This is a genomic window from Psychrobacter sp. G, from assembly GCF_000418305.1.
In the GTDB taxonomy this organism is placed as follows: Bacteria; Pseudomonadota; Gammaproteobacteria; order Pseudomonadales; family Moraxellaceae; genus Psychrobacter; species Psychrobacter cryohalolentis.
On the sequence record NC_021661.1, the window covers coordinates 2,499,215 to 2,524,136 of the forward strand.

Here is a 24,922-nt window from a genome sequence, read left to right on the forward strand (position 1 = left end):
CATACGAGTATTGACTGACGATAGAGACCACAGCATAGGCTGTGGTTTTTTGGTTGTAATGATACTGGCTTTACTGTTTTAGTAGCCGTTTGGCTTTTAAAACCTAACCTTAAGTAAGAATTCTCCAGTTTTTACATTAGCTTATTGCTTAGCGGTTGACATTGGCGGCGATTTACGATTAATTAGAGGGTAGTCTGCCCATTTTTCAGCTTTATTCTTAAGCTCTATATCAATAGCTCAGCATTTATTCAGCCATTCTTTACCTTGCTAAATCATCATTTAAGCAGGTAAAAGAACATAGGATCGTGACTTTATGATTCAAAACTTGCCCAAACTCAGTCATCCATTAGTTGATGACGCTCAATATAATCTGCTGCGTTCAGTAGGTTACCTCACGGGCGCTGAACGCCGTGATATTGTTGATGCCTGTGAGTTCGGTGATGTTGCGCATATTAAAGACAAGCGCAAGTCAGGAGAGCCTTATATCACGCATCCGATTGCGGTCGCTGAGATACTAGCTGGCTTTCGCTTAGATCGAGATACCATCATTGCGGCAATTTTGCATGATACGGTTGAAGATACGGAAGTGAGCGATGAGCAGATAGAACAGCGTTATGGCAAAGTGGTTTCTAGGCTGGTCGATGGTGTGACCAAATTAAAATCATCGACGCATAATAAACAAGAAAATAAAGCGGCGACCTTTCATAAAATCCTGACGGCTACCCTCGCAGACCCACGTGTATTGATTATCAAGCTTGCTGACCGTTTGCACAATATGTCGACCCTAGATGCGGTACGTCCTGAAAAACAACGTACCACCGCGCAAGAAACTTTAGACTTTTATGTGCCCTTTGCACGGCTCATGGGTCTCAACGATATTGCTGATTATATCGAGGTACTTTGTTATCGCAATCTTAACTCTGAGATGTATAACAAGATCTCTGATAAATTGCTACAACATGGGCTTGGGCGCAACTTTCAGAGAGAAGCCATTCATCGTTATTTAAGTATTGTCCTCAATAATCTTGATCTTGATGGCATGGTTAAAGTCTTAGACAATCGCGTGGTTATCTTCCGGCAATTTTTCCGTAATCGCGGCGAGATTAATGCACTGCTACGCCATTACGCGTTTGAGATTGTGCTAGATAATATCGAAGCTTGTGACAAACTTGCCTACTATCTCATTAAAAAATATCAAATTGCGGACAGTCATATCGCGGACAATATCCGCAGACCTTTACCTGGCGGCAATCAATCGCTGACGCTTATCTATGAGCGTGACAATGATTTTGTTAAAGTAACGATTTTGACTAAGCAGATGCAAAGTGCCGCAAGGCTTGGTGTCATTGGTGCAGAGCATGCCTCTGATGTCAGTCAATCAGTCATTCAGGCGTCATTACGCAATATGAAAGATTTGGTCGATGAGGACTGTTTAAACGAAGGCAACCCTGATTTTGCCGCCGCGGTATCGACCATTAATGAGCTGATGGATTACCTGCATTCTAGCAAAATTATCTGTTATAGCCCGCAAGGTCGCGCTTATGAGTTGCCACAAGGTGCGACTGCGCTAGACTTTGCTTATGCTGTTGGTCCGATGGTTGGCAATGTCGCGGTTGGCGCTAATATTGATAAAAAACATGCCAAGCTTGGGACGGTAGTCAAAAATGGACAGTTAGTAGAAATCGAGGTTAATAGCCATTCTGAGCCAAAAGCAGAATGGCTTGGGTTTGTGGTTACTAATAAAGCCCGTGTAGAGATTTTGCGTTGGTTCAAAGATTTATCGGCGGCTGATAAGCAGCACCATGGTAGACAAGCACTAGATCGCGCACTGAAAACTTATCAAAAAAGCTTGGACGATCTAACCGATAGTGACTGGAAGAATCTAACAGAATGGCGTGGACTGACTGAGAAATCAGCGCTATTTGAGCAAATAAGCTCCGGTACGTTGTTACCGCAACTCGTGGTCACGCGTTTGTTTAGCGATGAAGTCTGTGATATCCAATCGCAAGAACGTATCGATGACATGACCCAACCACAGCAACTGATCGTCAATGCTTCAGGCGTTGAGCTTGATTTTGCCAATTGTTGCCATCCGATTTATGGTGATCCTATCGTTGGACATTTATCCCGTCATGGTCTGGTCGTGCATCGACATAAGTGCTTTTCACTAGACGATATTCGTAAAGACAATCCCTATCAAGTCATCCAATTACGTTGGCGCAATGATAAGGCGATCAAGCAAAGTGACTCAGAAGATCACGATAATAAAATTCGTTTTCCTGCTTATTTAAAACTGTCTATAGCACTGAGCGACGAGCAAATCAGTAAAGTTATTTATAATCTGCGGCAGTTAAATATAGGGGTTGAAAAGGTCGACGTACGTAGCAATGATACTATCATTCATATTGTTGTTCGTAGTCGCAATCACTTAGCCCAAGGTATTCGTGAACTACGCTCCTTACTTGGTTTCCCCAATATTATGCGTTTATATCAACTATAAATACTTTTATCATCATAACTGTTAAAATATATGCCTTTTAAATTATCTCTTAACACATAGATGATTTTGAAATGTGTAAAACTTTTAATCGTGCTAAACACTTCTACTAACTTTTAGAAAATAGCTTTAGCACATCAAACACCAAAAAAATATGATAAGGATATATCATGACACGTCAAACCATCCAAACGGATAAAGCACCTGCAGCCGTTGGCACTTACTCACAAGCGGTAAAAGTTGGCAATACTGTTTATATTTCAGGTCAGCTAGGTTTTGACCCTATCACCATGGAACTAAAAGAAGGGTTTGATGCACAAGCGAAGCAAGTATTTGAAAACATCAAAGCCATCTGTGAAGCTGCTGGTGGCAGCTTAAATGACGTGGTCAAATTCAATGTATCGTTAACTGATTTAAATGATTTTGCAGCATTAAACGAAGTATTTATGGCTAATTTGACTGAACCTTATCCTGCCCGCGCAGCGGTGCAAGTAGCGGCATTGCCTAAAGGTGGCGTGGTCGAAATTGAGTCTATTCTCTATATTGAATAAGTTAGATATTCAATACTGCTTGAATAACAATATTTCATATTGAGTCACCATAAGCTTAGCCTCATGCTAAGCTTATTCATCTCTCCCTCTTTATTTTTATTTCATATTGACTTAATCAAACTGCGAAGCCTTTTTATGTTGGTACAAGTTGCTCTGCCCGTGCCCCTTTATCGGGTATTTGACTATAGCCTACCGTCCGATATAAGTGCTTTGCCAAATGCTTCGCCAAACAATAGCTCAATACAACTGCCGCAAATTGGCAGTCGTGTTGAGGTGTCCTTTGGTCGTCAGACTTTAATCGGAATCGTGGTTGCTCATATTGCGCAAGTGGATACCAGCGTACCACTCAATAAGCTGAAACCCATTAATAAGTGTTTAGATGCTGAGTCTATTTTAGATAACAGCATGCTAAAGCTCGCCTATTGGCTTGCTCGTTATTATCATTATCCGCTTGGTGAGGTGTTAGCGGTCATCTTGCCCACGTTGGTTCGTCAAGGTAAACCACTAGATTTACTCATTACCCATTGGCGGATTCTGCCACATATCACTGATGACGACTTTCGTACTAACGCCAAAAAGCAAAAGCAGCAGTTTGATATGCTAAAGCTACATGGTCAACATGGTGCAAGTGAAGATGTACTACTATTAGAAGGTATGGAGCGTGCTTTTTTAAAAAAACTAGAAGATAAGGGTTTGATTGAGCGCTATATTCAACCAAAACAAGCACCTACTCCTGTCAAATTGGCAAAAATGCCCCTTGATCTTAATGAGGAGCAACAGCTTGCCGTTGCAGCGATTGTTGCTGCACATGAATCCAAATGCTACACGGGCTTTTTATTAAATGGCATTACCGGTAGTGGCAAGACTGAAGTCTATCTACAAGCCATGCAAGCAGTATTAGAGGCTGGCAAGCAAGTGCTTATTTTAGTGCCTGAGATTGGGTTAACACCGCAGACGCGTGCGCGTTTTGCCAGTCGCTTCGCTGCGCATATCGTCTTGCTACATTCTGGTATAAATAACACTCATCGATTGCAAGGTTGGCAAGATTGCCGTACGGGTCACGCACAAATCATTATTGGTACGCGTTCGGCAGTACTATATCCGTTTGCAGATTTAGGCTTAATTATCGTTGATGAAGCGCATGATGGCTCCTATAAACAGCAGGATACCTTGCGCTATCATGCTGCTGATGTCGCACTTTATCGAGGATTCCAAGCCAAAATACCGGTGGTCCTTGGTACGGCTACCCCTTCTCTTGAACATTTAAAATTAGTCGATGAGGGCAAGCTAGTAGAGTGTCAATTATCGACGCGCCCTGGCAATGCTAAACCTGCGCCCATGCAGCTGATTGATGCTCGCTTGCAAAGTACTCATCAGCAAACGCAAGATGATGGCGCGCGCTATGATACCGGACTGACGGATGTGCTTATCGGCGCCATAAGGCAAACCCTAGAAGCTGGCGATCAAGTTTTGATATTTTTAAACCGTCGCGGCTATGCGCCTGTTTTATTATGCGAGGCGTGTGGTTGGCAGGCAGATTGTCCGCGCTGCGACGCGCATTTAACCGTTCATTATAATAATCAAGCCCAGCGTAGCAATTATTCCAGCAACTCTTATTTAAAATGCCATCATTGTGATTGGCAAGCCTATATTCCGACTGTATGCCCTGATTGTGGCAGTCAAAATCTAGATGCCAAAGGGATGGGAACAACAAGGCTAAGCGAAAATTTGCACGCTATCTTTGCCAATCCGCAAACCAGTAAAGCGCTTTATCCCATTATTCAAATTGATCGTGATACCACTAGGCGTAAAGACAGCTGGGAAAATATCTATCAGCGTATTAATGAAGGAAATCCTGCCATATTGGTCGGTACACAAATGGTTGCCAAAGGTCATCATTTTCCCAATGTCACGCTCGTTTGCTTACCCAACGCTGATCGTGGCTTTTTGTCTGCAGACTTTCGCTCGCCAGAGCATACTGCCCAATTGATGATCCAAGTAGCAGGGCGTGCAGGACGCGGGGATAAATCCGGACGGGTATTGATTCAAACGCTGCAACCGGACAATGCGTTATTATTAAAATTGGTGAAAGACGGTTATTTGTCTTTTGCTCGTGAGCTGTTGCAAGAGCGTAAAACAATGGGACTGCCCCCTCATAGTCATGCTGCGCTGATACGCTGCGAAGGTAAAACCCTTGCTGCCACCACACAAGCACTCAAAGATGCCATTGCCGTTCTGCCAACAGGGCACAATTTAGCCGTTCTTGGTCCTATCGATGCGCCCATGAGTAAAAAGAACAGTCGCTATCATGCCCAGCTTTTGCTATTGGCCAAGGATCGGCAGCAACTGCATCATGTTTTAAATCATTGGTGGCAACCCGTCCTTACCCTACCGAGCGCTAAATATCTTAAGCTTACTTTAGATATTGATCCTGTCGGCTGGTAATGAGAATTTGCGAGTTATTGCTAGCATAATCATTTGTCGCATTACTCCTTTATCTTTACTTCGTCAGTACAGTTTCTAATATTTGACTATGATAAATTTATAATAACAAGTTGATCATTGTTATCAAAAACCACTCTACCTTATGTAGAGTAAATATTGAGCATCAAATCCATTATCAGCAAAATTGAGTGTTGTTATGAATCCAGACCATCCAAACTCTAAAAAAAACGACCATGCTCATCAGAGTATACCGGCTGATACGCATGGACACGTTGAGGAAGGTGAGGAAAGTGGTGGAAAAAGTAATACTGCTTATAGGAATCAAGACAGCCACGATCATGATGAACATCTAGAGCAAACAGTCGCCACGCGAGATACCAAAGGCTATCAGCGCACTTTACTGATAAGTTTTTTGATCATTACAGGCTACATGTTTGTAGAAGCAATCGGCGGTTGGCTCACTGGCAGTTTGGCATTATTGTCCGATGCCGGTCACATGCTGAGTGACGCGATAGCACTTGGCGCCACCTTAATGGCATTTAAAATTGGGGAAAAAGCAGCTACTCATCAAAAAACGTTCGGTTATAAACGCTTTGAGATTTTAGTTGCCTCTGTGAATGGGGCTACACTTGTCATTATTGCGCTAATGATTTTTTATGAGGCCATTAAACGCTTTAATTCGCCACCTGAAATTGCGACCCAAGGCATGCTTATCGTCGCCACTATCGGTATGCTGATCAATATTTTGGTTGCGTGGCTTATGCACCGAGGTAGCCGTAGTGGCGATACTCACGGTCATGATCATGGAGCCAATGAAGGCACAGCAACGGTCAAAACATCGGATGACAAAGAGCCGGTCAATCTCAATATGCAAAGTGCTTATTTGCACGTATTAAGTGATTTAATGGGTTCAGTGGCTGCCATTATCGCCGCATTATTAATGATGAGTTTTGGTTGGGTATGGGCAGATGCAGTAGCGTCCGTAATTGTGGCAATACTTATTTTATTTAGTGGCTACCGTGTGGTGCGCGATTCTGTACATATTTTAATGGAAGGGACGCCAGAAGGTATCTCTCTAGTGAATGTCGAAGAAAAACTTCTTGCTCACCCGCAGGTGCAAAAAGTGCATGACCTACATGTTTGGAGTATTACCAGTGGTTTAAACGCCTTATCTTGTCATGTGGTCGTCGATGGTGAAATGAGTATTCATGAGTCCAGTATATTGATTGGCAGTCTAGAACAAAGCCTGCTTGAGCTCGGCATCCATCACGCTACTATTCAGGTAGAAAGTGCGGCACACCCACAAACGAGTACCCATAGCGATGCCCTAGTCTGCAATATCTCAGAGCGACCAGCAGAGAATAACCATATCGGGCACAATCATTAAAATAGTTTGTCATTGAAAAAGTCTGGTTTAAAAAAAGCTGCCAGTCATCTAGACGTCATTAATTATTAAAATATCGTCAATTGTTAATGATGTCTAATGAAATCATGAAAATAACACAGTATAAGCCACAATAACCATACGGCAATGCTTATCCAAATACCCAATCCCACTCCTAGCAAAGTCATGCGAATCCAAAAATCCAAGTCACCATTCATGATATGAGGCAAATAAGCGGGTCCCATATTCGATGCCATTATTAGCCAAAGTCCAACTATAAGTGCCAATCCTGCACCTATAATTCTTATTAGTATCTTTCCAATATTTTTTAATAAGCTAAGGCGATTAAGTATAGCAAGCTTATTTTCTAGAGTATTATTCATAAGTCTTCTCTTTCTATTTTTTCATTTAAGCCATATTTAATGCCCTATCTTGCGATTAATAGTAATCAAATATAGCAAAATGAAATATCTCTATAGTGCATATATCAATATCACACTGACTTTTATCAATGTAATCACATGTTAAAAATGATGAGAAATTTAGCCTCACTGTCATATTTTTAATATAAATTCTGTATACTGAAAATTGAAACGCCACATTTGCCACCAATGGATGACCTTCTGCTATGTCTAGACGCTCAGCGCCATTCGTCGCCCCAAGTTATATCGATGACCCGATTTCAAAGGATGGCAAAAAACACGCCAAAGTTTTATTATCGACGCTGCAAGAAGACATTGCTCGCTTTCGAGGCGCACAGTTTCCACCTGATATCTTACGTCAAATTCGTGATATGCCTATCTATGAAGGTAACTTAGCAGAAGTCCAAGCCTATCAGCAACGTTGGCACAATTTGCTTGAACGCGCCATGGCTTTTTATCCTGCTGCCAATCTGCCGCCTGACTATTTGCCACTGCCTGCCAGCCTTGAGATACCGCAGTTTATATATCATGTGCAGCGCCTACATCTGACCAAAACCCATGCAAAAGAATCCAAGAGTTTCGGCTCGGTCGGGGCACTTACGGATAAATGCGGCGATTATAATGCTGATGACATTGCACGTATGACTGCTGCATTTGATAAGGATGAGGAGACGCGTTTGGTCGCGCACCGTGAGTTTATTGATTTGCGTGCTTATGTATTTTGCCGAGATAATAAGGGTGAGATGCTAGAGCCTGAACGGGTACGGTTTTATCGAACTGGACTTATTGTCCATGCCCTACCCGATTTTAAAATCGTAGACAGTCGACAGACACCACGCAAGCGCCGTAACGATGCTTATAACAATCCGCTGGCAGATAATGGCGTGTGGAAAATTTATCGTAAAAAATAACGATCATCAAGCTATCGTTGATTCATTTTAAAAACGATACAGTGCTATTGGTTATAATTTTTTTGCAGCCTCTTTCACGCCTGCGAACAGCAAGCAAGCAAGAAAAAATTATAGCCAATAGCACGTTATTACAATCGTATCGCTTTTATTTTGAACTAACTATATTTCATATTTGTAATAATGCTGTTGTACTGCCCATTTATCGTCATTGCTAAGGATTCCAGATGTTCGCTGCCGCCGCCAGCTCACCAAATTTAATGTTACAAGCGACAATTTTCTTGGGAGCAGCCCTGCTCTTTGTACCCCTTGGTAAACGTTTTGGTATTGCGACGGTTTTAGGTTATCTGATCACAGGATTGATATTAGGTCCAAGTGTACTGGACGTCGCAGGTGACGCTGAGAGCTTATTGCATTTCTCTGAGTTTGGCGTGGTGATGCTGCTGTTCATCATTGGGCTTGAGCTGCAGCCATCAAGGCTCTGGGCACTCAGGCGCTCAATATTCGTCCTTGGCGGTTTGCAAGTTGGTTTGACTGGTGTCTTATTGATGGGGCTGTTACATCAGATTTTTGGCTTGCAGCTCGATACTGCTTTTATCGTTGGCTTCGGGCTTGCGCTCTCATCTACCGCCTTTGTCCTACAAATTCTGACTGAAAAACAGCAGCTATCGAGCACTCATGGCCGTGAAGCCTTTACGATTTTATTATTCCAAGACATTGCGGTTATCCCTTTATTAGCGGTCATTCCTTTCTTATCAGGGGTGCGTGAACAAAGCTATGATTTGATTTATTTTGGTAAAGTTTTTGCGGTTTTTGCTGGGCTTATCTTTGCCAGTCGCTACGTCGTTCGTCCATTTTTTAAATTTGTCGCCTCAAGTGGTGCGTCAGAATTACTAACGGCAGTCGCGCTATTTATCGTAATGGGTGTATCGATTTTGATGGGTCAAATCGGGCTCTCAATGGCGTTGGGCGCATTTTTAACTGGTGTATTGTTGGCAGATTCTGAATACCGCCATGAGCTTGAAGCCAGTATCGAGCCTTTTAAAGGATTGTTATTAGGTCTGTTCTTTATGTCAGTCGGTATGTTGACCGATGTGAAATTGATATTAGCAAAACCCATTTTTATCATCGGCTGTGCGATGGCATTGATGTTTATCAAGTTCGGAGTGATTACAGCGATTGCAAAAATCTCAGGTAATCGCTGGCCAACCAGTATTCGACTGGGGGTTACACTGGCTCAAGGTGGTGAATTTGCTTTTGTCTTGTTCAGTGTTGCAAGTGCCCAAAACGTCTTACAACCTGAACTTGCCAATACGTTAAACCTGATCGTAACCATCTCTATGGCACTCACTCCTTTGGCATTCTTGTTATTAGAAAAAGTTGGCGAGCCATTATTTGCCAAAAGCAAACCAAGTCGCGAATACGATACGATTCCAGACCACGAGCATCAGGTGATTATTGCTGGCTTTGGGCGAGTCGGTCAGATTATCGGTCGTGTGCTACGTATGCACAATATTGAGTTTACCGCGATTGAACGCTCGGCAAACCGCGTCGATTTTGTCCGTAAATTCGGTAACCAAGTCTATTATGGTGATCCAAAAAACCCTGAAATCCTACGTGCAGCAGGTATCAAAAAAGCACGTGTCTTTATCCTTGCCATCGATGATTTAGAGCGTTCTATCACCACCGCCCAATATTTACGTAAAAACTATCCAGATTTAATTATCTTAGCACGGGCACGTGACCGCCAGCATTACTACCGATTACGTGAGGTTGGGGTTCGTCATATCTGGCGTGAGACGTATTTGTCCTCGCTAGATATGTCGCGTGAGTCGCTACAATTGCTTGGCATCTCACCAGAAAAAGCGCGTGAGACAGTGCAAACTTTCCGTGATTACGATGATGATCTGATTGAACGTCAACAAGCTATTTATGATGATGAGGCCAGTATGATTGAGTCGGCTCAATCATCGATGGCGGAGCTTGAAAGCTTATTTGATGAAGATATTGGCAAAGCGCGTAAGATGGACTTGAGCGATTTTTATGAAGCGCTAAAAAGCCAAGCCATACCAGTCGATGATGAAAATAATCATACGACTGAATCTAAGCATTAATTTTTTCAACTATAGAAATTGTTGTCAAAAATAATTCTCAATCTTTGTAGCCACCTAATCAGGGCTACAATTTTCCGGCGCTTGTTTTTTATTCAATGAACTGTTGCACTCCCAATCATCACTGTTTGGCAGATGATAAAAGACCAGTGTCTGATCATTGAGATAGCGTATAGGGAATTTTACATTTTGAATGGTCGCAATCACTGCACAATCAGTTTCTGCAACGCCAGCTGCGCTACGATCGATCTCAATATGCACCTTCTCAGTACCGCTATCGATAGGCAGATCCAGCGGACATTGTCCTGTTTGCCGATACGCTAGCGCCACATGATTTTGCGTGGTTTTAACGGTATCATACGCATCAAACAGTACTTCGTTTTCTTTTGGTTTGGCGATAATGGGTAAGAACTGCACTTTAATGACCATTAATGTAAAGGCAAAAAATCCAAAACCCCATCCTAGCCCAAATAAGCTCACCCCGCCCTCTTGGCGCAGATGCGCTTGTTGCAAACGCTCATCTTGTGGATAGTCATTAATCGCGTCGGCAATCTCACGTCGTGCCATCCGGTAATAGTAAGCATCCGTCCAGCGTGCCACCATAAACGACCAAAACAGCCAAATCAGCGCGGCAATACTAACGCGTATCGTCATCTGATAAGCATCAGCAATATAAGGCATTACTAAGAACTCAACCGCTACCAAGACTAGCGCGATATTAAGCTGAATAAAAGACCATCCTGCCACGCTGTAGACGAGTGCATCCATATAACGCTTACGATAGAGTAACCATGGAAAGGTCACAAAAAATGCTGCCCAATGCCATTTTGGCGACAGATAGCCTTGTTCATCAAATTGCTCAAAGCGTTTTAGATAATAGCGTTGGCTACGATGCCCGACAAACCATTTATCCAGTTGTGTGCGTCTGGCAGGAGGCAATTTTTCTTGGTAAAAAGGGGGCGGCGAATCCGTCTCAATAAATAACATAGTGACAAGCCTTACAGGCGATTAAAAAGACATTTAACTTAACTATTGGGATTATATGATAACGCTAATAGCATTGCATGGGCCAGAGAAACACTAGATAAATAATGTACCTAAATTACAAAACGCGCTAACATTATTAAAAAAGTATTGTTCATTCACAGCCGTACAGATTTCACTTATAATAAGCGCACTACCCATTTATTAAGCCTTGTTAATCCTATGAGTCAACATCCTGATATTAATACCAACGTCGACGCCACCAGCCTTACCGATGATCAAAAATCTTTAGACACTAATGCTACTAGTGGCAATGAGGTCGCACCTGACGGTAATAAGCATATTCGTATCGTCAACACCTTTATGAAACGCCGTACGCACATGAATAAAAATGCCGAGCTGGCATTGACGGCGCCTGAATTTGCGCATTACTTGGTTAATAACAGCTTTGGTGATGGTAATCTTGAAGGTATTGACGATTTGCGCGCGCTATTTGCTGAATTGCCAAATGGCAGTGAGGCACCCTTGACCCTTGAGATTGGTTTTGGACTTGGGGATTCGTTCATTGAAATGGCAGCAGCCGAGCCAAGTCGTAATTTTGTTGGCATTGAAGTCCATGAGCCGGGTATCGGCAAATGCGCTTATATGGCTGGTACTCAAAATTTGAGTAATGTCAGAATCATCAATGGTGATGCCATTCAACTACTCAAACAGCTACCAGAAAACCATATCGATCGCATTCAGCTCTACTTTCCTGACCCATGGCAAAAAAAGCGCCATCATAAACGCCGCTTTGTTAGCCCTGAGCGTATGGCGATTGTCACCCGCAGCCTAAAGCAAGGCGGCTGGTTCCATACCGCCACTGACTGGGAACATTATGCCTTTTGGATGGTAGAAGTTTTGGATGGGTTTGTAGGCTTAAGCAATCAAGCAGGCGCAGGCAATTTCACTTCCCGCCCTGACTTTCGTCCAATGACAAAATTTGAGCGCCGCGGTCTAGCAAGCGGACATGGGGTTTGGGATTTAATCTATTTAAAAGACTAATACCAAACGCATTACGTCGGCTTCCTTTAAAGCGGCTAAGATATTTATCAGTATCTTAGCCGCTTTTTTATATCTATCAGTCTTCAAACCTTTTACTCATAAGGGTTAAAGACTGATATAACTGACTATAAATATGTTTGATGAGTATCAATAGCTTTCAATTCGAAAAAAAATTATCAGCACAGATGTGAAACATAGGCATTGCCCATACTAAAATCCTGCTAAATTTAAACTTGTAAAATCAGAAATAGCCAAGTTTTGTAAATTAAATGATAACTCTTGTCTGCGCAATCATTGATACCGTAAGGGCTTGGTGAGTTCTCCCCATAAGCTGTGGATAACCCTGTGCATAAGTCGCTACTTGACAAGCATTTGCCTAGATAGCTTAAAGGCTTAGGTAAAATCGTTCATTTTTTGTACGATTTAAAAATTTATTAAAATCAATAGGTTAATGATAATTTAAAAGTAAAATAATTTATTTATAAAATTTTTAATATTAATTTTATCCTATGATATGTTTCACACTGGCTAAATAAACTTTATTTATTTATTGTGGATAACTTCCAAAACTATTGACAAATAGTATGCTCATCAGGTTCAAATATGAACAGCAATTTTGAGAATTATATACAAATATTTTTGTTTTCCCATACGACATCTATTGTCGCCTAGTATTCAGTTATGTTCAATATATACCTTGGATTTTGTTATAATTACCCTATCTAATAAACAATGATATAAAGTTAGAGGAAGACATAATCTGGTGATATAAGTTGCAAGCCCTACGAGCCTCATTAAAATCTCTAAACTTTTTTTCGCTTTTATCAGCATCTAATTTTACTGTATAGTAGCGTGATGTAACTGACATCGCGATCTACAAGACTCATCTCATTGCCTACTCTAAGCTTAGTTCAAAATGCTATCAGCGATAGCTTACATTGTCATTGATAACATTGAACAAGCCGTTTTTGATATTAATACAACTTATTCTTATAAATGATTGATAACAAGGAGTCCTACATGGACGACAATAAAGCCAAAGCACTTAAAGCTGCACTAGCTCAAATCGAAAAGCAGTTTGGTAAAAATACCATCATGCATTTGGGTGACAACTCAGCAACGCTTGATGTCGACGTGGTATCGACTGGTTCATTAGGTTTAGATATTGCACTTGGGATTGGCGGTTTGCCAAAAGGTCGTATCGTTGAAATTTATGGCCCTGAAAGCTCAGGTAAAACGACTATGACATTGCAGGCAATTGCAGCGTGCCAGAAACAGGGCGGCGTTTGTGCCTTTATCGATGCTGAACATGCCTTAGACCCTGTATATGCCCGCAAGCTTGGTGTGAATACGGATGACTTGCTACTTTCACAGCCTGATAATGGTGAACAAGCACTTGAAATTACCGATATGTTAGTACGCTCAGGTGCAATCGATATGATCGTTATTGACTCGGTCGCAGCCTTGACGCCGCGTGCCGAGATTGAAGGCGAGATGGGCGATTCACACATGGGTCTGCAAGCCCGTCTGATGAGCCAAGCTTTACGTAAAATCACTGGTAACGCCAAACGTTCAAACTGTATGGTGTTATTTATTAACCAGATTCGTATGAAAATCGGCGTGATGTTTGGTAGCCCTGAAACCACAACTGGTGGTAATGCGCTTAAGTTCTATGCCTCGGTACGTATGGATATTCGCCGTATCGGTGCAGTCAAAAATGGTGATGAAATCATTGGTAACCAAACTCGCGTTAAAGTCATCAAAAACAAAATGGCACCACCATTCCGCCAAGCTGAATTTGAGATTACTTACGGTGAAGGCACCAATCACTTAGCCGAAGTGATTGATTTGGGTGTTGAGATTGGTGCAGTTGGTAAAGCAGGCTCTTGGTACAGCTATGGCGATGAGAAAATCGGTCAAGGTAAAGCCAATTCTGTCCTGTTCTTAAAAGAGAACCCTGCTATTGCTGAAGAGATAGAAGCCAAAATCCGTGCTGAAAAACTTGGCGTAAAGGATGACAGCAAAGCAGCGGTCGTGGCTGAGACTAACGAAGAACTAGCCTCTGAACCTGTACAATAACGGTATATTTTCAAACCGTTATCAGCAACTATGATGTCTTATGAAAATTAAAACGTTAGCTGAAATACTCGCTGAGTCGGATACCGATTCAGCGAGTTCTACGCATAAAAATAAGAAATCCATTGAACAACATTCATCTACTAGGTACTCATATAAAGACAAGCCTAAAAGTACCAGTAAAACTGGCAAGCGCTCTCAGCATCTAAATACATATGATTTAGATGAGAAGTGTACAGTAGATAACCATACTAACTTTATGGCAGATTCGACTGGCGCCTCTCCCTCTTTAAAAGTTTCATCCAAATCCAAAAAACGTAAAAAACACTTTCATCCAGCTGCTACCTTTCACGCTGAGCCTAATAGCGTACCTGCTTATCAGCCACCTGCTGCGCAAAGTATCAAAGAGATGCTGGCTGAAGTTAAACATGCGGTCCATGACAATGAAGAAGATAGTGTCTCTATTAATGAGACTGGCGTTGATTCAGCTTTGATGAACTCACAACAAGCATTTGAATCGGTAGCTACTCATGATATTCAAGGAGGCGACCAAAACAGCCAAATCGACAACCTACCAGCTACTCTAAAAGCATATTTGCGCACGCATGAGCAGCGCCAAGCGGAAATGGATGCCATCAAAGCTGAAAGTCGCTTACGTTGGTTGGCGTTTTATTATTTGTCACGCCGCGAATACGGTAAGGCTGAGCTTAAGCAAAAATTGCTAGATAAAGAGCAAGAATCGGCTAAAATTGATGCCCTACTTGATGAGTTCGAAGAAAAAGGCTATCAAAGTGATTACCGCACTACTCTAATGCTGATTCGTGAAAATATCAGAAAAGGACGCGGCAGAGGTCGTATCAAGCAAGAATTCCATCGTAAAAAGATGGCGATGCCCGATAATATCGATGAACTTATCGATATGGCAAATGCAGAATCTGATGAGTTTAGTGAATTTATTGATGATAACGCAGATAATTTGGTCGAAGGTATAGACTGGCTCAAACTGGCAGTCACAGCGCGTATCAAAAAATACGGTGATGATATACCCACTGAACAAAAAGACAAAGCAAGGCAGCTGCGGTTTTTACAATATCGTGGCTTTAATAGTGATATTTGCTTTGCGGCATTGAACTATACGTTAGATACTTTAGATGAACGTTTTTAGCAATTTTTAATGCAACAGTCTTAACCTTTATCGTTCGCTATTATATTTTAGATATAAAAAAGCGCACCTAATCAGGTGCGCTTTTTTATCGTTTTAAATGCTATAAATGATAACCTAGTTATTTTAGTGCCCCTAGACGACTTGATAGCTGACTGATAATTTGGTCAATTTCTTCATTGGCTTCAGGTTCGTTATCTAAATTACCATTTGGCGTCAATTGGTTCATGACTTCCGGTAATAGCTCAGCCAACCCTTGACGCACCTCTATCTCGTTAGCGCCTGTATGAGCAGCGACTTGCTGAATTTCACTGTCATCAAACAATCGATTGATATCATTGGGATCAAGATTATCGTTAAGCTCATTAGTACTCAACCAAGAGCGTGCTTGTTTTTCATAGCCCATACCGGTAATTTTCGAGAGAGCACCACTTAACCCACCATTACGCTTTATCCAGCTCAGTACCATAGGCATAAGGGCAGCGATAAGCATACCTTTACCACCGAAGCCGCCTCTCGTCGTTTGACCACCAAGTACACTACCTAAAATATCGCCAAGTCCACCAGTACCTGAACTCATGCCACCGCGCTGTTTGCCACCTGTTAGCCCGCCGATAATATCGTCTAAACCAAAACCATTGTCTGCTGAGCGGCGCTCATACTGTTGTGGATCATAGCCTGCTGACTGATTGCCACCGCCAAGCACACTCGCCAATATATCACCAAGACCACCAGTACGACGCGGATTGATACGTTGATTAACTGGATTACGCTGTGCGTCCTCTGGATCCATGGCACTACGTGCTACTTGACTCACTAAATTCCCTAGCAAACTCATAACTTTATCCTTTTTATTATAATAAAATTCGTCGATACAGGTTTTGGTATAGCAAAGTAACGACTGCGACCTTTACCTACTATTTAAACCGACCTATAAATATCAATTCCAATATAGCAAATCTATTTGTCTCTTTAGATAGGCATTTTGTTATGAGATGTAGGAGATAATTTAGTACGGTAAGATAAGGCAGGTAAGCATCTACAATTAAAACTAAGTTCAATTAAACGGTTTTGTTTGCAATCATATTTGCCAAGATGATCAACTCGCGCCATTGCTCGGTATTAACCTGATCACGAAATATAGCCACAGAAAATCGGCGTTGATAAGGCTCTACGATATTAAAATCAAAACAGATAACCCAATGAGAATGACTGACCGTATTGAGCTTTGCTTGCCACAAGACATCCCCACGACTCGTACGTATTAATAACTGCCAATCTTGATAAACACTTTTATCAAGTGGCGGCTGGCTTAGATGCAATAGTATGGGTCGTGATAATGCTAAATAGCCAATGACTGCAGCGCTGATGAGGAGTATAACCACATATTGCCATAAGGCTAATGAAGCAAGCGCCGCCAATACCATAACGATACTGGATAATGCCATATAAAATAGCAGATATAAATAGCTTATGGGTTTAATAGCAGTATCGATACGTAGCGAGGTTAATGCTGTCATAGTGAGCTACCAAGGAATATTTCTGATTAATAGAAAAGACTCAATACTACTTTAACAATTAACTCAGATTTTTACTGTGACGCCATGTCTTAATCTTATTAACCAACTCCCATATCGCCTCATCTTCTGGTCGGCTTTGATTGGTAAAATAATCTAATAAATCAGGGTCTTCATGAGTCAGCATTTGCGCAAAGCTTTCTTGTTCGGCAGCTTCTGCCGTTAAATAAAGCTCTTTAATATAGGGTTCAAAATAAAAATCTAACTCTTTAAGACCACGGCGGGCTTGATAAATAATACGACGTTGCTCATTGGTGGGCTCTGGCTGGTTACTAATGGTCATAAAAGTATTCTCATCCGTTTAAAAGGGCTTTAAATAAATATTAAAGTGCCAAAATTCTATTATTCGCAATTGTTATCATCGATAAATCTATTTTTGATCATAATTACTTAAGTGTAGCCATCTAGTGATAGCGATTGGTGTTTATCATATGCAGATAGCTGGCTCCAGAGCGCCACGGCTTGCTGCATCATAGCGACATTATGAGTACGAATGATACTTGCCCCCTGCTGCAATGCAAAAAGACCAGCCGCAGTACCCACAGTATCACGCTCAAATGGCTTTGTAGTAGCAAACGCTTGCATACCCGTTTTAATCAACACTTCTGCTAAAAATCGCTTGCGTGAAATACCAAACATCATTGGCAGCCCAAGTTTTTGTAAGCTTTTAAGCTCACTCAATAATGCACAGTGATGCTGATAGTTTTTAGCAAAGCCAAAACCGGGGTCAATAATGATATTTTCGCGCATGACACCAATACTTGTCACTTCATCAATACGCACCTCTAGCTCTGTCATGACTTCCCTAACCACATCATCATACTGTGCCAGATTATTCATTGTAGTTGGCTCACCGCGCATATGCATGAGCATAACAGGAATATTAAGCTTAGCTGCCATCAGCGCAGCTCCCTCACGCTTGAGTGCCCGTACATCATTCCAAATATCCGCGCCTACTTCAAACGCTGCTTGCATAACCTCAGGACTACTGGTATCAATGGATAGCCATATGTCATTGCCTAGCTGCTGCCTAATTGCTGTCACGACTGGCACCACACGCTGTAGCTCATCAGAAGTCGCTACCACTTCAGCATTTGGACGGGTAGACTCGCCGCCAATGTCGATGATGGTGGCACCTGCTGCCAGCATCTCCTTACAATGCGCTACCGCCTTATCAACTGCATTAAACTGCCCACCATCTGAGAACGAATCTGGCGTGACATTTAAGATGCCCATGATATGAGGCTGTGATAAATCTAAGACCTTATCACGGCTGGTCACAGCATAAGCAGCTAAAGGTTGGAATAGTGACATAACTTATCCATGATAATTTGAATTCGTAAAATTGATTTTAGCTCTAACTTATAATGCTTATGATATCAGTAAATCTGATGTCATTCTAAATTGGTAATAAAGAAAAAGCCCTTTGTAAAAAGGGCTTTTTTTATTCAAAACTTAACAATAACTTTTACATCGCTGGTAATGGCGGAGGGGTCATTCCGGTTGTTTTCACATCATTCTTTGATAAGTTCACTTCATGATGCTGATAGACTCTTGGTGGACGAGGTTGTTCGCCCGCTAAGATATCTTGCAGCTGATCGCGGTCAATGGTTTCCCATTTCATCAAGGCATCAACCATAGCATGCATCTTTTCTTGATTGCCTTCAATCAATTCACGAGCGATATCATATTGCTCCTCTAGCATACGGCGTACTTCTTCATCAACCTTTTGCTGTGTTGCTTCTGAAATCGTACGACCACCGCCACCGAAGTAACCTTGTGAGCTGTCATCATCTTCATAGACCATGATACCAAGCGCATCAGACATGCCGTATTTGGTTACCATTGCTCGTGCCATTTTGGTCGCACGTTCAAAGTCATTTGAGGCACCCGTCGACATTTGATCGATAAAGACTTCTTCAGCGATACGACCACCAAATAAAATCGCAATATCACTCAGCATTTTTGATTTATACATACTGGTTTGGTCGTGCTCAGGCAACTGCCACGTAACACCAAGCGCAAATCCACGCGGCATAATAGTGACTTTATGCACAGGATCGGTACCCGGTAGCAGCTCGGCGACTAGCGCATGACCTGCTTCATGATAAGCAGTAGCACGGCGCTCTTCTTCACGTATGACCATTGATTTACGCTCAGGACCCATATATAGCTTGTCTTTCGCATCTTCGAAGTCATTCATATCGACGCTGCGCTTGTTACGACGAGCGGCAAACAAGGCTGCTTCATTAACAAGGTTAGCAAGCTGGGCGCCACTGAATCCTGGCGTACCACGGGCTAAGGCATGAGCGTCAACACCAATAGTATTAGGCAGCTTCTTTAAATGCACTTTAAGAATTTGCTCACGACCTTTGATATCTGGCAGCCCTACTTGCACCTGACGGTCAAAACGACCCGGACGCAATAGTGCTTTATCAAGAACATCTGCACGGTTAGTGGCAGCAATGACGATAACACCTTCGTTGCCTTCAAATCCATCCATCTCAACCAACAATTGGTTCAATGTCTGCTCACGCTCATCATTACCGCCGCCCATACCGGAACCACGATGACGACCGACAGCATCAATCTCATCAATAAAGATAATACATGGCGCGCTTTTCTTCGCTTGTTCAAACATATCACGGACACGTGACGCACCAACACCGACGAACATCTCAACGAAATCAGAACCTGAAATCGAGAAGAAAGGTACTTTAGCTTCACCAGCAATAGCTCTTGCTAATAGCGTTTTACCCGTACCTGGAGGACCTACCATCAAGATACCGCGTGGAATCGTTGCCCCAAGCTTGGTAAATTTATCAGGATCACGTAAGAACTCGACGACTTCGACGACCTCTTCTTTGGCTTCTTCACAACCAGCAACGTCTTCAAAATTTACTTTGATTTGGTCTTCGGTTAGCATTTTGGCTTTTGATTTACCAAAGCTCATCGGTCCACCGCCTTTACCGCCAGCGCCGCCTTGCATATTACGCATAAAGAATAAAAACAGACCAATAATCAGCAAAATTGGGAAACTGGCTATCAGCAATTGCATCAATACGCTTTGGCGCTTCGGTGCAGTGCCTTGGACTTCAACTTTATTTTCACGCAGCAATGGCATCAGCTCGTCATCCATCACAGCTGGACGAATGGTTTCAAATTCAGAACCATTTTTCTTCTCGCCGGTGATTTGCTCGCCATCGATCTCAACACTGGCTACTTGATTTTCTGACACAGCGGTCACAAATTCAGAGTAGTTAAGGTTATCGGGCTCAGATGATTTATCAAAGCCACTAAACACCAGCACTAAAACGCCGATTACCACCAGCCACAATAAGGTATTTTTTACCATGTCGCTCACTAGTTATTCCCATCCCATACTTATTGGTGTGTTTACTAAACACGTGACGTCTATATATAAACGTATGTCTCGCTATTCAAGGTCTATTGGCGAATTATCATTTCTCATTGCAAATCTAAGGTATAAAACAACCTTATATTTTTATTAGAGAAACAAGCCGCGCAATAACGATAAATAACTGAGTTTATAAGGCGCTTACTGTCAGACGACTTTGCTAAAAATATCATATAAGCACTTAGAAAAATGCTTAAGAGTTGATTTCAAACAAAGTTAATATATCATGATATGTGGTATTAACCTGAATAATTCAAGCAGCATTCCCATTTATTCAGTTAACGATTGTAGCCGTTTTCATTCAATGATTTTAACTGGCTAATTTTGAGGTGAGAGTTTCATTTCATATTACTTAATTGCGATCCAAAATATCTCTTTTGAGCGCGGTCTAGAAGCACCAGGCTTAATACTACGAATTTTACTAAAATCCGCCTGCATCTGCTTGCGTAATTCTTGTGTACCCTCGCCTTGAAACACTTTCATAATAAGCGCGCCACCTTCTGGTAAGGTTGCCAGCGCGAAATCGACCGCCAGCTCACATAAGTACATCATACGAGGCTGGTCAATAGCACTATTACCTGCTGTATTGGGCGCCATATCAGACAGCACCACATCAACTTGTCTATCACCAACCTCAGCCATGATACGGTCAAAAACTTCTGGCTCGCGAAAGTCACCTTGGATAAAGGTAACATCCGGCAAGGTATCCATCGGCAAAATATCAGAGGCAATCAAGATACCTTTTTCCCCAACCAATTGACCAGCCACTTGAGACCAGCTGCCAGGGGCACTACCCAAATCAACAACGGTCATACCTTTTTTGATCAGATTGGTTTTTTCATTTATTTCTAATAATTTATAAGCAGCACGGGCACGGTAGCCATCTTTTTGGGCCTTTTGCACATAGTGATCATCAATGTGCTCTTTCATCCAAGCACTACTGCTCTTTGACAATTTTTTGTTTTCAATACGTGTGGCCAAAATTCCTGCTCCTATAACGTGCTTTTCTATATGCGCATATGTATTTATTAACTAATGTCTTAATAGACTTTTTGCTTTATGTCACTTTCTACAACCATGCTATCAAAAATACTATTAATTATGATTTTCAATACTATCAAGCTATTTATTAGCTTCAAAAGGCTAAACCGTTAATTTTTCTTAGTGAAAACACTGCTTTATAAGAGCGTAGCGTTTATAATGTACCCATAATGGCAGTTTAACATTTTCATCACGTAAAATCGTGCAAAATCCTGCTGATCTCATGCAAGATGATCATAGATTAATTATAATGGTCATCAATTGCTCTCAATTTTATTATATTTTGTTTTTACCAACCCCTAGGAATTCTATGCAACTTGATAACGCAACCATCAAACGCTTAAAAGGCATTGGTCATGATTTGAAACCGATTGTCATGATTGGCAATAAAGGTGTTACGCCAAGCATTACTGAAGAGATTGATCGCGCCTTATCAGATCATGAACTAATTAAAGTAAAATTGCCTGCTGGTACCAAGGAAGAGCGTGATGTCATCGGTGCTGAGCTTGCTTCTACTGCAAAGGCAACTTTGATTCATTCAATTGGTCGTATGGCGCTATTGCTACGCAAAAACCCAAATGCCAATCCTAAGCTTTCAAATCTTGCTCGTAATGTGTAATGCCTCATTACTTGTTAAGTTTATATCGTCTGTTGTATATAAAGTGGTTTAAAATAGCCTGCTGAGTTATTTTTAGACAGATGATAACGGTGAATAATAAAAGCCGCGATGCAACTTTGCTCGCGGCTTTTATGTCATTTATAGTTCACTATTTAACATGCGATATTTGTTAGCAGCTATATCATGTTTTATGATGCTAATACTTTTTGAGATAATAAGATAATGAGCCAGAGTTTTGATTTATACCTAGCAACTGAAACCTTAGCAGAAGATGCGCAGCAACTTGGCGTGACAGTGAGCGTTTTACAGCAAATTAGCGTACAGGTAAGCGCAACGCTTGTAGCGCAGCCAGAAGCTTATTTACAGCTAGAGTATCGTGTGACGTTGCCCTCTGAATCACTAGCTGCTCAATTGAATTGGCCAAAGTGGCAAGCAGATAAAGTAGGCTTTAAGGATTATCTGTGGGAACGAACCTGCCTTGAGTGCTTTTTAGCAGGTTATTTAGTAAGTAGCCGTTCAGAAGATAGTGATAAGTCCCCCAAAACCAATATGACAATGTCCTATATTGAGATCAATGCCAGTCCTGAAGGTCAGTATGCGCTTTATGAGTTTGACAGCTATCGCTCTCCTACAACACTACCGCCAAGACCTCTTATGTACGCTGACGGACAGACACGTACTGCTATCGATTGGATAGACGGTAACAACCCGAAACTGCTAATAGACTACCCAATATCAACACATGAACGTTATCACTACCAACGCAGCTTTAGAATGCCATTAGATTCATTGACGTCATTTAATCGTAAGTCAGATTACAGTAATGATGCCCTTATCAAATACATACATCCTTGTGTTATTTTATCCTTTGGCGCTACGATTCTATACTTTGCACCCAAACATGCCTCGCCACCCGACTTTCATAATAGTCAGTATTGGACACCATTTGATAGGCTATCCGCCCTTGCCAAGTAAAAATATCAACTTAATAGCTAGCCTTATTTGAGACATAAAAAACTCAGTAATGTCATAAAGAGCATTACTGAGTCCGGAGAGAGCGCTTAACTGATACTTATTTGTCAGCCATAGCAAGGTAGATACCACGATCTGAAGCATCATCGACGTATCTAGCATCACGCCACGTCGTATAGTTGTAATGACCGCTGTATGGGCTGATGCTGTTTTGACGGAAGTCAGACACCCAATCATTACCATCAAATATTTGAATATGGCCATGAGGACGACTTGAGGTACGGTCATAAACAACCACATCACCAACCTGTGGTTCCATGTTATTACTGATTTTGGTAAAACCCGCTTGTGACAGTGTGCCACGAGACGCATATTGATACGCTGAAGGATTAGGCGTGAATTCGTAGCCCGCTGATTGTAACGCTTTACGGACATAACGAGCGCAATAGCCTGTGCTACTAGATAAAGCGACTCGTGAAGCATTCGCTGCTGCAATAGCAGGCGCTGAATAACGATCTGGCACTGAACTTACTTTCTGCTGACGTTGCTCATAAGACAAACGATTGGTTAGCGAAGCAAGCTGATATTCTTTTTGTTTTGCATGCGCGCTTAAATTATCGATTGCTTGGCTGATTTCATCATTGCTAGAAACATATGCACCGCTGTTGGTGCTGTAGATGTTACGACTAGAACCATAGTTCGCAGAAGTAGTGATATTGGTGATGGTATGACTCAAGGTATTATTTGATTGAAAGGTTGTTTCGGCAGCACCACTTGTCTGTGCTACGCCCATTCCCAATACTGATAAAATTAATAAAGCTTGTTTCATAAATTTACTACCTATTGTGAAAACAGAATTGCTCGTCATCCGTGACAAAGCATGAATTAGTTTAGAGAATATAATCATGAAATAAACATGATAAAATATTTAGTACAATCGCTCTTTTACTTCTTAAGTAGCTGATGCTGATATCATTAGCAGCTTAATCATCTACTACATAAATCGTTTGCTACGTCATACCTTGCTTTAAAAATGAGCGTTTAGAGCCTGTTTATTATGAGTATCGATTTTTCACCTATTAGATGAGTCATTACGATGTCCAAAAAAAACCCTAACCGCCTTGCCACTCTCATCGATCATCAAGCTTTTGCTGGTAGTGCGCTACCTCAAAGCCTATCTGATAGTATGCGTTTATATGTGCAAGCGACCACTGAAATAAAAGCGCTTTTGGTAGATTGTCTACCTGAGGAAATCCTCAATAACTGCTGGGTCGTAGGCTTAACGTCTGAGCAATTGACACTCAGTGTCGAATCAGTCACTGCTGCCAATCATATTCGCTATTTGCAGAGCGCGTATTTGCAAGTGTTAACAGAGCAGTCAATTACATTTAAACAACTCAAGCAAATTCGCGTCGTCATAGCCAATAAATCTACCAATAATAATTATTCTAAATCATCATCAGGCTTGTCAGCATCACGCTCAATGTCCGTTAAAGCCCATGAAAATCAGGCTCTTAGCCAAAACACAAAGCGGACTATATCACAGGCAGCAGAGCATGTCACCACTGATGAAAACCTCAAAAAAGCACTATTACGCCTTATAAATCCGTAAAAAACCCCTACAGACAATGTAAAGTTATGTAAACTAATCCGGTAAATGATACGATTCAGGCTGGGTTTTTGTAATTTCAAAAACAAAAAAAATCATCTG

Annotated in this window: 21 protein-coding genes; 12 read left to right on the forward strand and 9 right to left on the reverse strand. The window is 41.7% G+C overall.

The window, feature by feature from the left end; genetic code table 11:
* The first annotated feature begins 313 nt into the window (after positions 1–313).
* The 4 genes from PSYCG_RS10460 (at position 314) to PSYCG_RS10475 (ending at position 6,880) form a co-directional block, all read left to right on the forward strand.
* Positions 314–2,500: a RelA/SpoT family protein gene (locus tag PSYCG_RS10460; RefSeq protein ID WP_020444169.1), complete on the forward strand. Its 2,187-nt coding sequence runs from the start codon at positions 314–316 to the stop codon at positions 2,498–2,500.
* 167 nt (positions 2,501–2,667) lie between these two features.
* Positions 2,668–3,048 (forward strand): RidA family protein, encoded by a 381-nt coding sequence (locus PSYCG_RS10465; protein ID WP_011514323.1) that lies wholly within the window; start codon positions 2,668–2,670, stop codon positions 3,046–3,048.
* Positions 3,049–3,111: 63 nt separating this feature from the next.
* Positions 3,112–5,493, forward strand: coding sequence for a primosomal protein N' (locus tag PSYCG_RS10470; protein ID WP_020444170.1), 2,382 nt, complete (start codon positions 3,112–3,114; stop codon positions 5,491–5,493).
* Positions 5,494–5,689: 196 nt separating this feature from the next.
* Positions 5,690–6,880: a cation diffusion facilitator family transporter gene (locus tag PSYCG_RS10475; RefSeq protein WP_020444171.1), complete on the forward strand. Its 1,191-nt coding sequence runs from the start codon at positions 5,690–5,692 to the stop codon at positions 6,878–6,880.
* Positions 6,881–6,963: 83 nt separating this feature from the next.
* On the opposite strand, the gene PSYCG_RS10480 is transcribed toward PSYCG_RS10475, so the two are convergent.
* Positions 6,964–7,260: a hypothetical protein gene (locus PSYCG_RS10480; RefSeq protein ID WP_020444172.1), complete on the reverse strand. Its 297-nt coding sequence runs from the start codon at positions 7,258–7,260 to the stop codon at positions 6,964–6,966.
* A 245-nt stretch (positions 7,261–7,505) separates the two neighbouring features.
* On the opposite strand from PSYCG_RS10480, the gene PSYCG_RS10485 reads away from it, so the two are divergent.
* Positions 7,506–8,210 carry a hypothetical protein gene (locus PSYCG_RS10485; RefSeq protein ID WP_020444173.1) on the forward strand — a complete coding sequence of 235 codons (705 nt, stop codon included), beginning with the start codon at positions 7,506–7,508 and terminating at the stop codon, positions 8,208–8,210.
* A gap of 224 nt (positions 8,211–8,434) precedes the next feature.
* Positions 8,435–10,321, forward strand: a complete 1,887-nt coding sequence (locus PSYCG_RS10490; protein WP_020444174.1) for a monovalent cation:proton antiporter-2 (CPA2) family protein — start codon at positions 8,435–8,437, stop codon at positions 10,319–10,321.
* A 54-nt stretch (positions 10,322–10,375) separates the two neighbouring features.
* Here the strand turns inward: PSYCG_RS10490 and PSYCG_RS10495 are convergent, their stop codons facing one another.
* Complete coding sequence (locus PSYCG_RS10495) at positions 10,376–11,305, reverse strand: DUF2628 domain-containing protein (protein WP_020444175.1); 930 nt, start codon at positions 11,303–11,305, stop codon at positions 10,376–10,378.
* Between the two features lie 219 nt (positions 11,306–11,524).
* On the opposite strand from PSYCG_RS10495, the gene trmB reads away from it, so the two are divergent.
* The 3 genes from trmB to PSYCG_RS10510 all read left to right on the forward strand — a co-directional run bounded on the left by trmB (position 11,525) and on the right by PSYCG_RS10510 (position 15,587).
* Positions 11,525–12,346, forward strand: a complete 822-nt coding sequence (gene trmB / locus PSYCG_RS10500) for a tRNA (guanosine(46)-N7)-methyltransferase TrmB (RefSeq protein ID WP_011514330.1) — start codon at positions 11,525–11,527, stop codon at positions 12,344–12,346.
* A gap of 1,020 nt (positions 12,347–13,366) precedes the next feature.
* A complete protein-coding gene (gene recA, locus PSYCG_RS10505; RefSeq protein WP_020444176.1) occupies positions 13,367–14,425 on the forward strand; it encodes a recombinase RecA in 1,059 nt (352 codons plus the stop codon).
* Positions 14,426–14,465: 40 nt separating this feature from the next.
* The gene (locus PSYCG_RS10510) at positions 14,466–15,587 is read left to right on the forward strand and encodes a regulatory protein RecX (protein WP_020444177.1); all 1,122 of its coding nucleotides are present in this window, start codon (positions 14,466–14,468) and stop codon (positions 15,585–15,587) included.
* Positions 15,588–15,705: 118 nt separating this feature from the next.
* Here PSYCG_RS10510 and PSYCG_RS10515 read toward each other — a convergent pair whose 3' ends face one another.
* From PSYCG_RS10515 to PSYCG_RS10540, 6 genes are all read right to left on the reverse strand, one after another.
* The gene (locus PSYCG_RS10515; protein ID WP_020444178.1) at positions 15,706–16,422 is read right to left on the reverse strand and encodes a YidB family protein; all 717 of its coding nucleotides are present in this window, start codon (positions 16,420–16,422) and stop codon (positions 15,706–15,708) included.
* Between the two features lie 223 nt (positions 16,423–16,645).
* A complete protein-coding gene (locus tag PSYCG_RS10520) occupies positions 16,646–17,104 on the reverse strand; it encodes a hypothetical protein (protein ID WP_020444179.1) in 459 nt (152 codons plus the stop codon).
* A 58-nt stretch (positions 17,105–17,162) separates the two neighbouring features.
* Positions 17,163–17,444, reverse strand: a complete 282-nt coding sequence (locus tag PSYCG_RS10525; protein ID WP_020444180.1) for a succinate dehydrogenase assembly factor 2 — start codon at positions 17,442–17,444, stop codon at positions 17,163–17,165.
* 107 nt (positions 17,445–17,551) lie between these two features.
* Complete coding sequence (gene folP, locus PSYCG_RS10530; RefSeq protein ID WP_020444181.1) at positions 17,552–18,475, reverse strand: dihydropteroate synthase; 924 nt, start codon at positions 18,473–18,475, stop codon at positions 17,552–17,554.
* Between the two features lie 154 nt (positions 18,476–18,629).
* Entirely contained in the window at positions 18,630–20,525 is a 1,896-nt protein-coding gene (gene ftsH, locus PSYCG_RS10535; RefSeq protein ID WP_020444182.1) for an ATP-dependent zinc metalloprotease FtsH, read from the reverse strand.
* Positions 20,526–20,927: 402 nt separating this feature from the next.
* Complete coding sequence (locus tag PSYCG_RS10540) at positions 20,928–21,560, reverse strand: RlmE family RNA methyltransferase (RefSeq protein WP_020444183.1); 633 nt, start codon at positions 21,558–21,560, stop codon at positions 20,928–20,930.
* 370 nt (positions 21,561–21,930) lie between these two features.
* On the opposite strand from PSYCG_RS10540, the gene PSYCG_RS10545 reads away from it, so the two are divergent.
* Together PSYCG_RS10545 and PSYCG_RS10550 are read left to right on the forward strand one after the other, a co-directional pair.
* Positions 21,931–22,239, forward strand: a complete 309-nt coding sequence (locus PSYCG_RS10545; protein ID WP_020444184.1) for a YhbY family RNA-binding protein — start codon at positions 21,931–21,933, stop codon at positions 22,237–22,239.
* A 222-nt stretch (positions 22,240–22,461) separates the two neighbouring features.
* Positions 22,462–23,214 (forward strand): DOMON-like domain-containing protein, encoded by a 753-nt coding sequence (locus PSYCG_RS10550; protein WP_020444185.1) that lies wholly within the window; start codon positions 22,462–22,464, stop codon positions 23,212–23,214.
* A 97-nt stretch (positions 23,215–23,311) separates the two neighbouring features.
* Here PSYCG_RS10550 and PSYCG_RS10555 read toward each other — a convergent pair whose 3' ends face one another.
* Positions 23,312–24,040: a CHAP domain-containing protein gene (locus tag PSYCG_RS10555; protein ID WP_011514341.1), complete on the reverse strand. Its 729-nt coding sequence runs from the start codon at positions 24,038–24,040 to the stop codon at positions 23,312–23,314.
* A 267-nt stretch (positions 24,041–24,307) separates the two neighbouring features.
* Here PSYCG_RS10555 and PSYCG_RS10560 point away from each other — a divergent pair, with 267 nt between their 5' ends.
* Entirely contained in the window at positions 24,308–24,823 is a 516-nt protein-coding gene (locus tag PSYCG_RS10560; RefSeq protein ID WP_020444186.1) for a DciA family protein, read from the forward strand.
* The last annotated feature ends 99 nt before the right edge of the window (positions 24,824–24,922 follow it).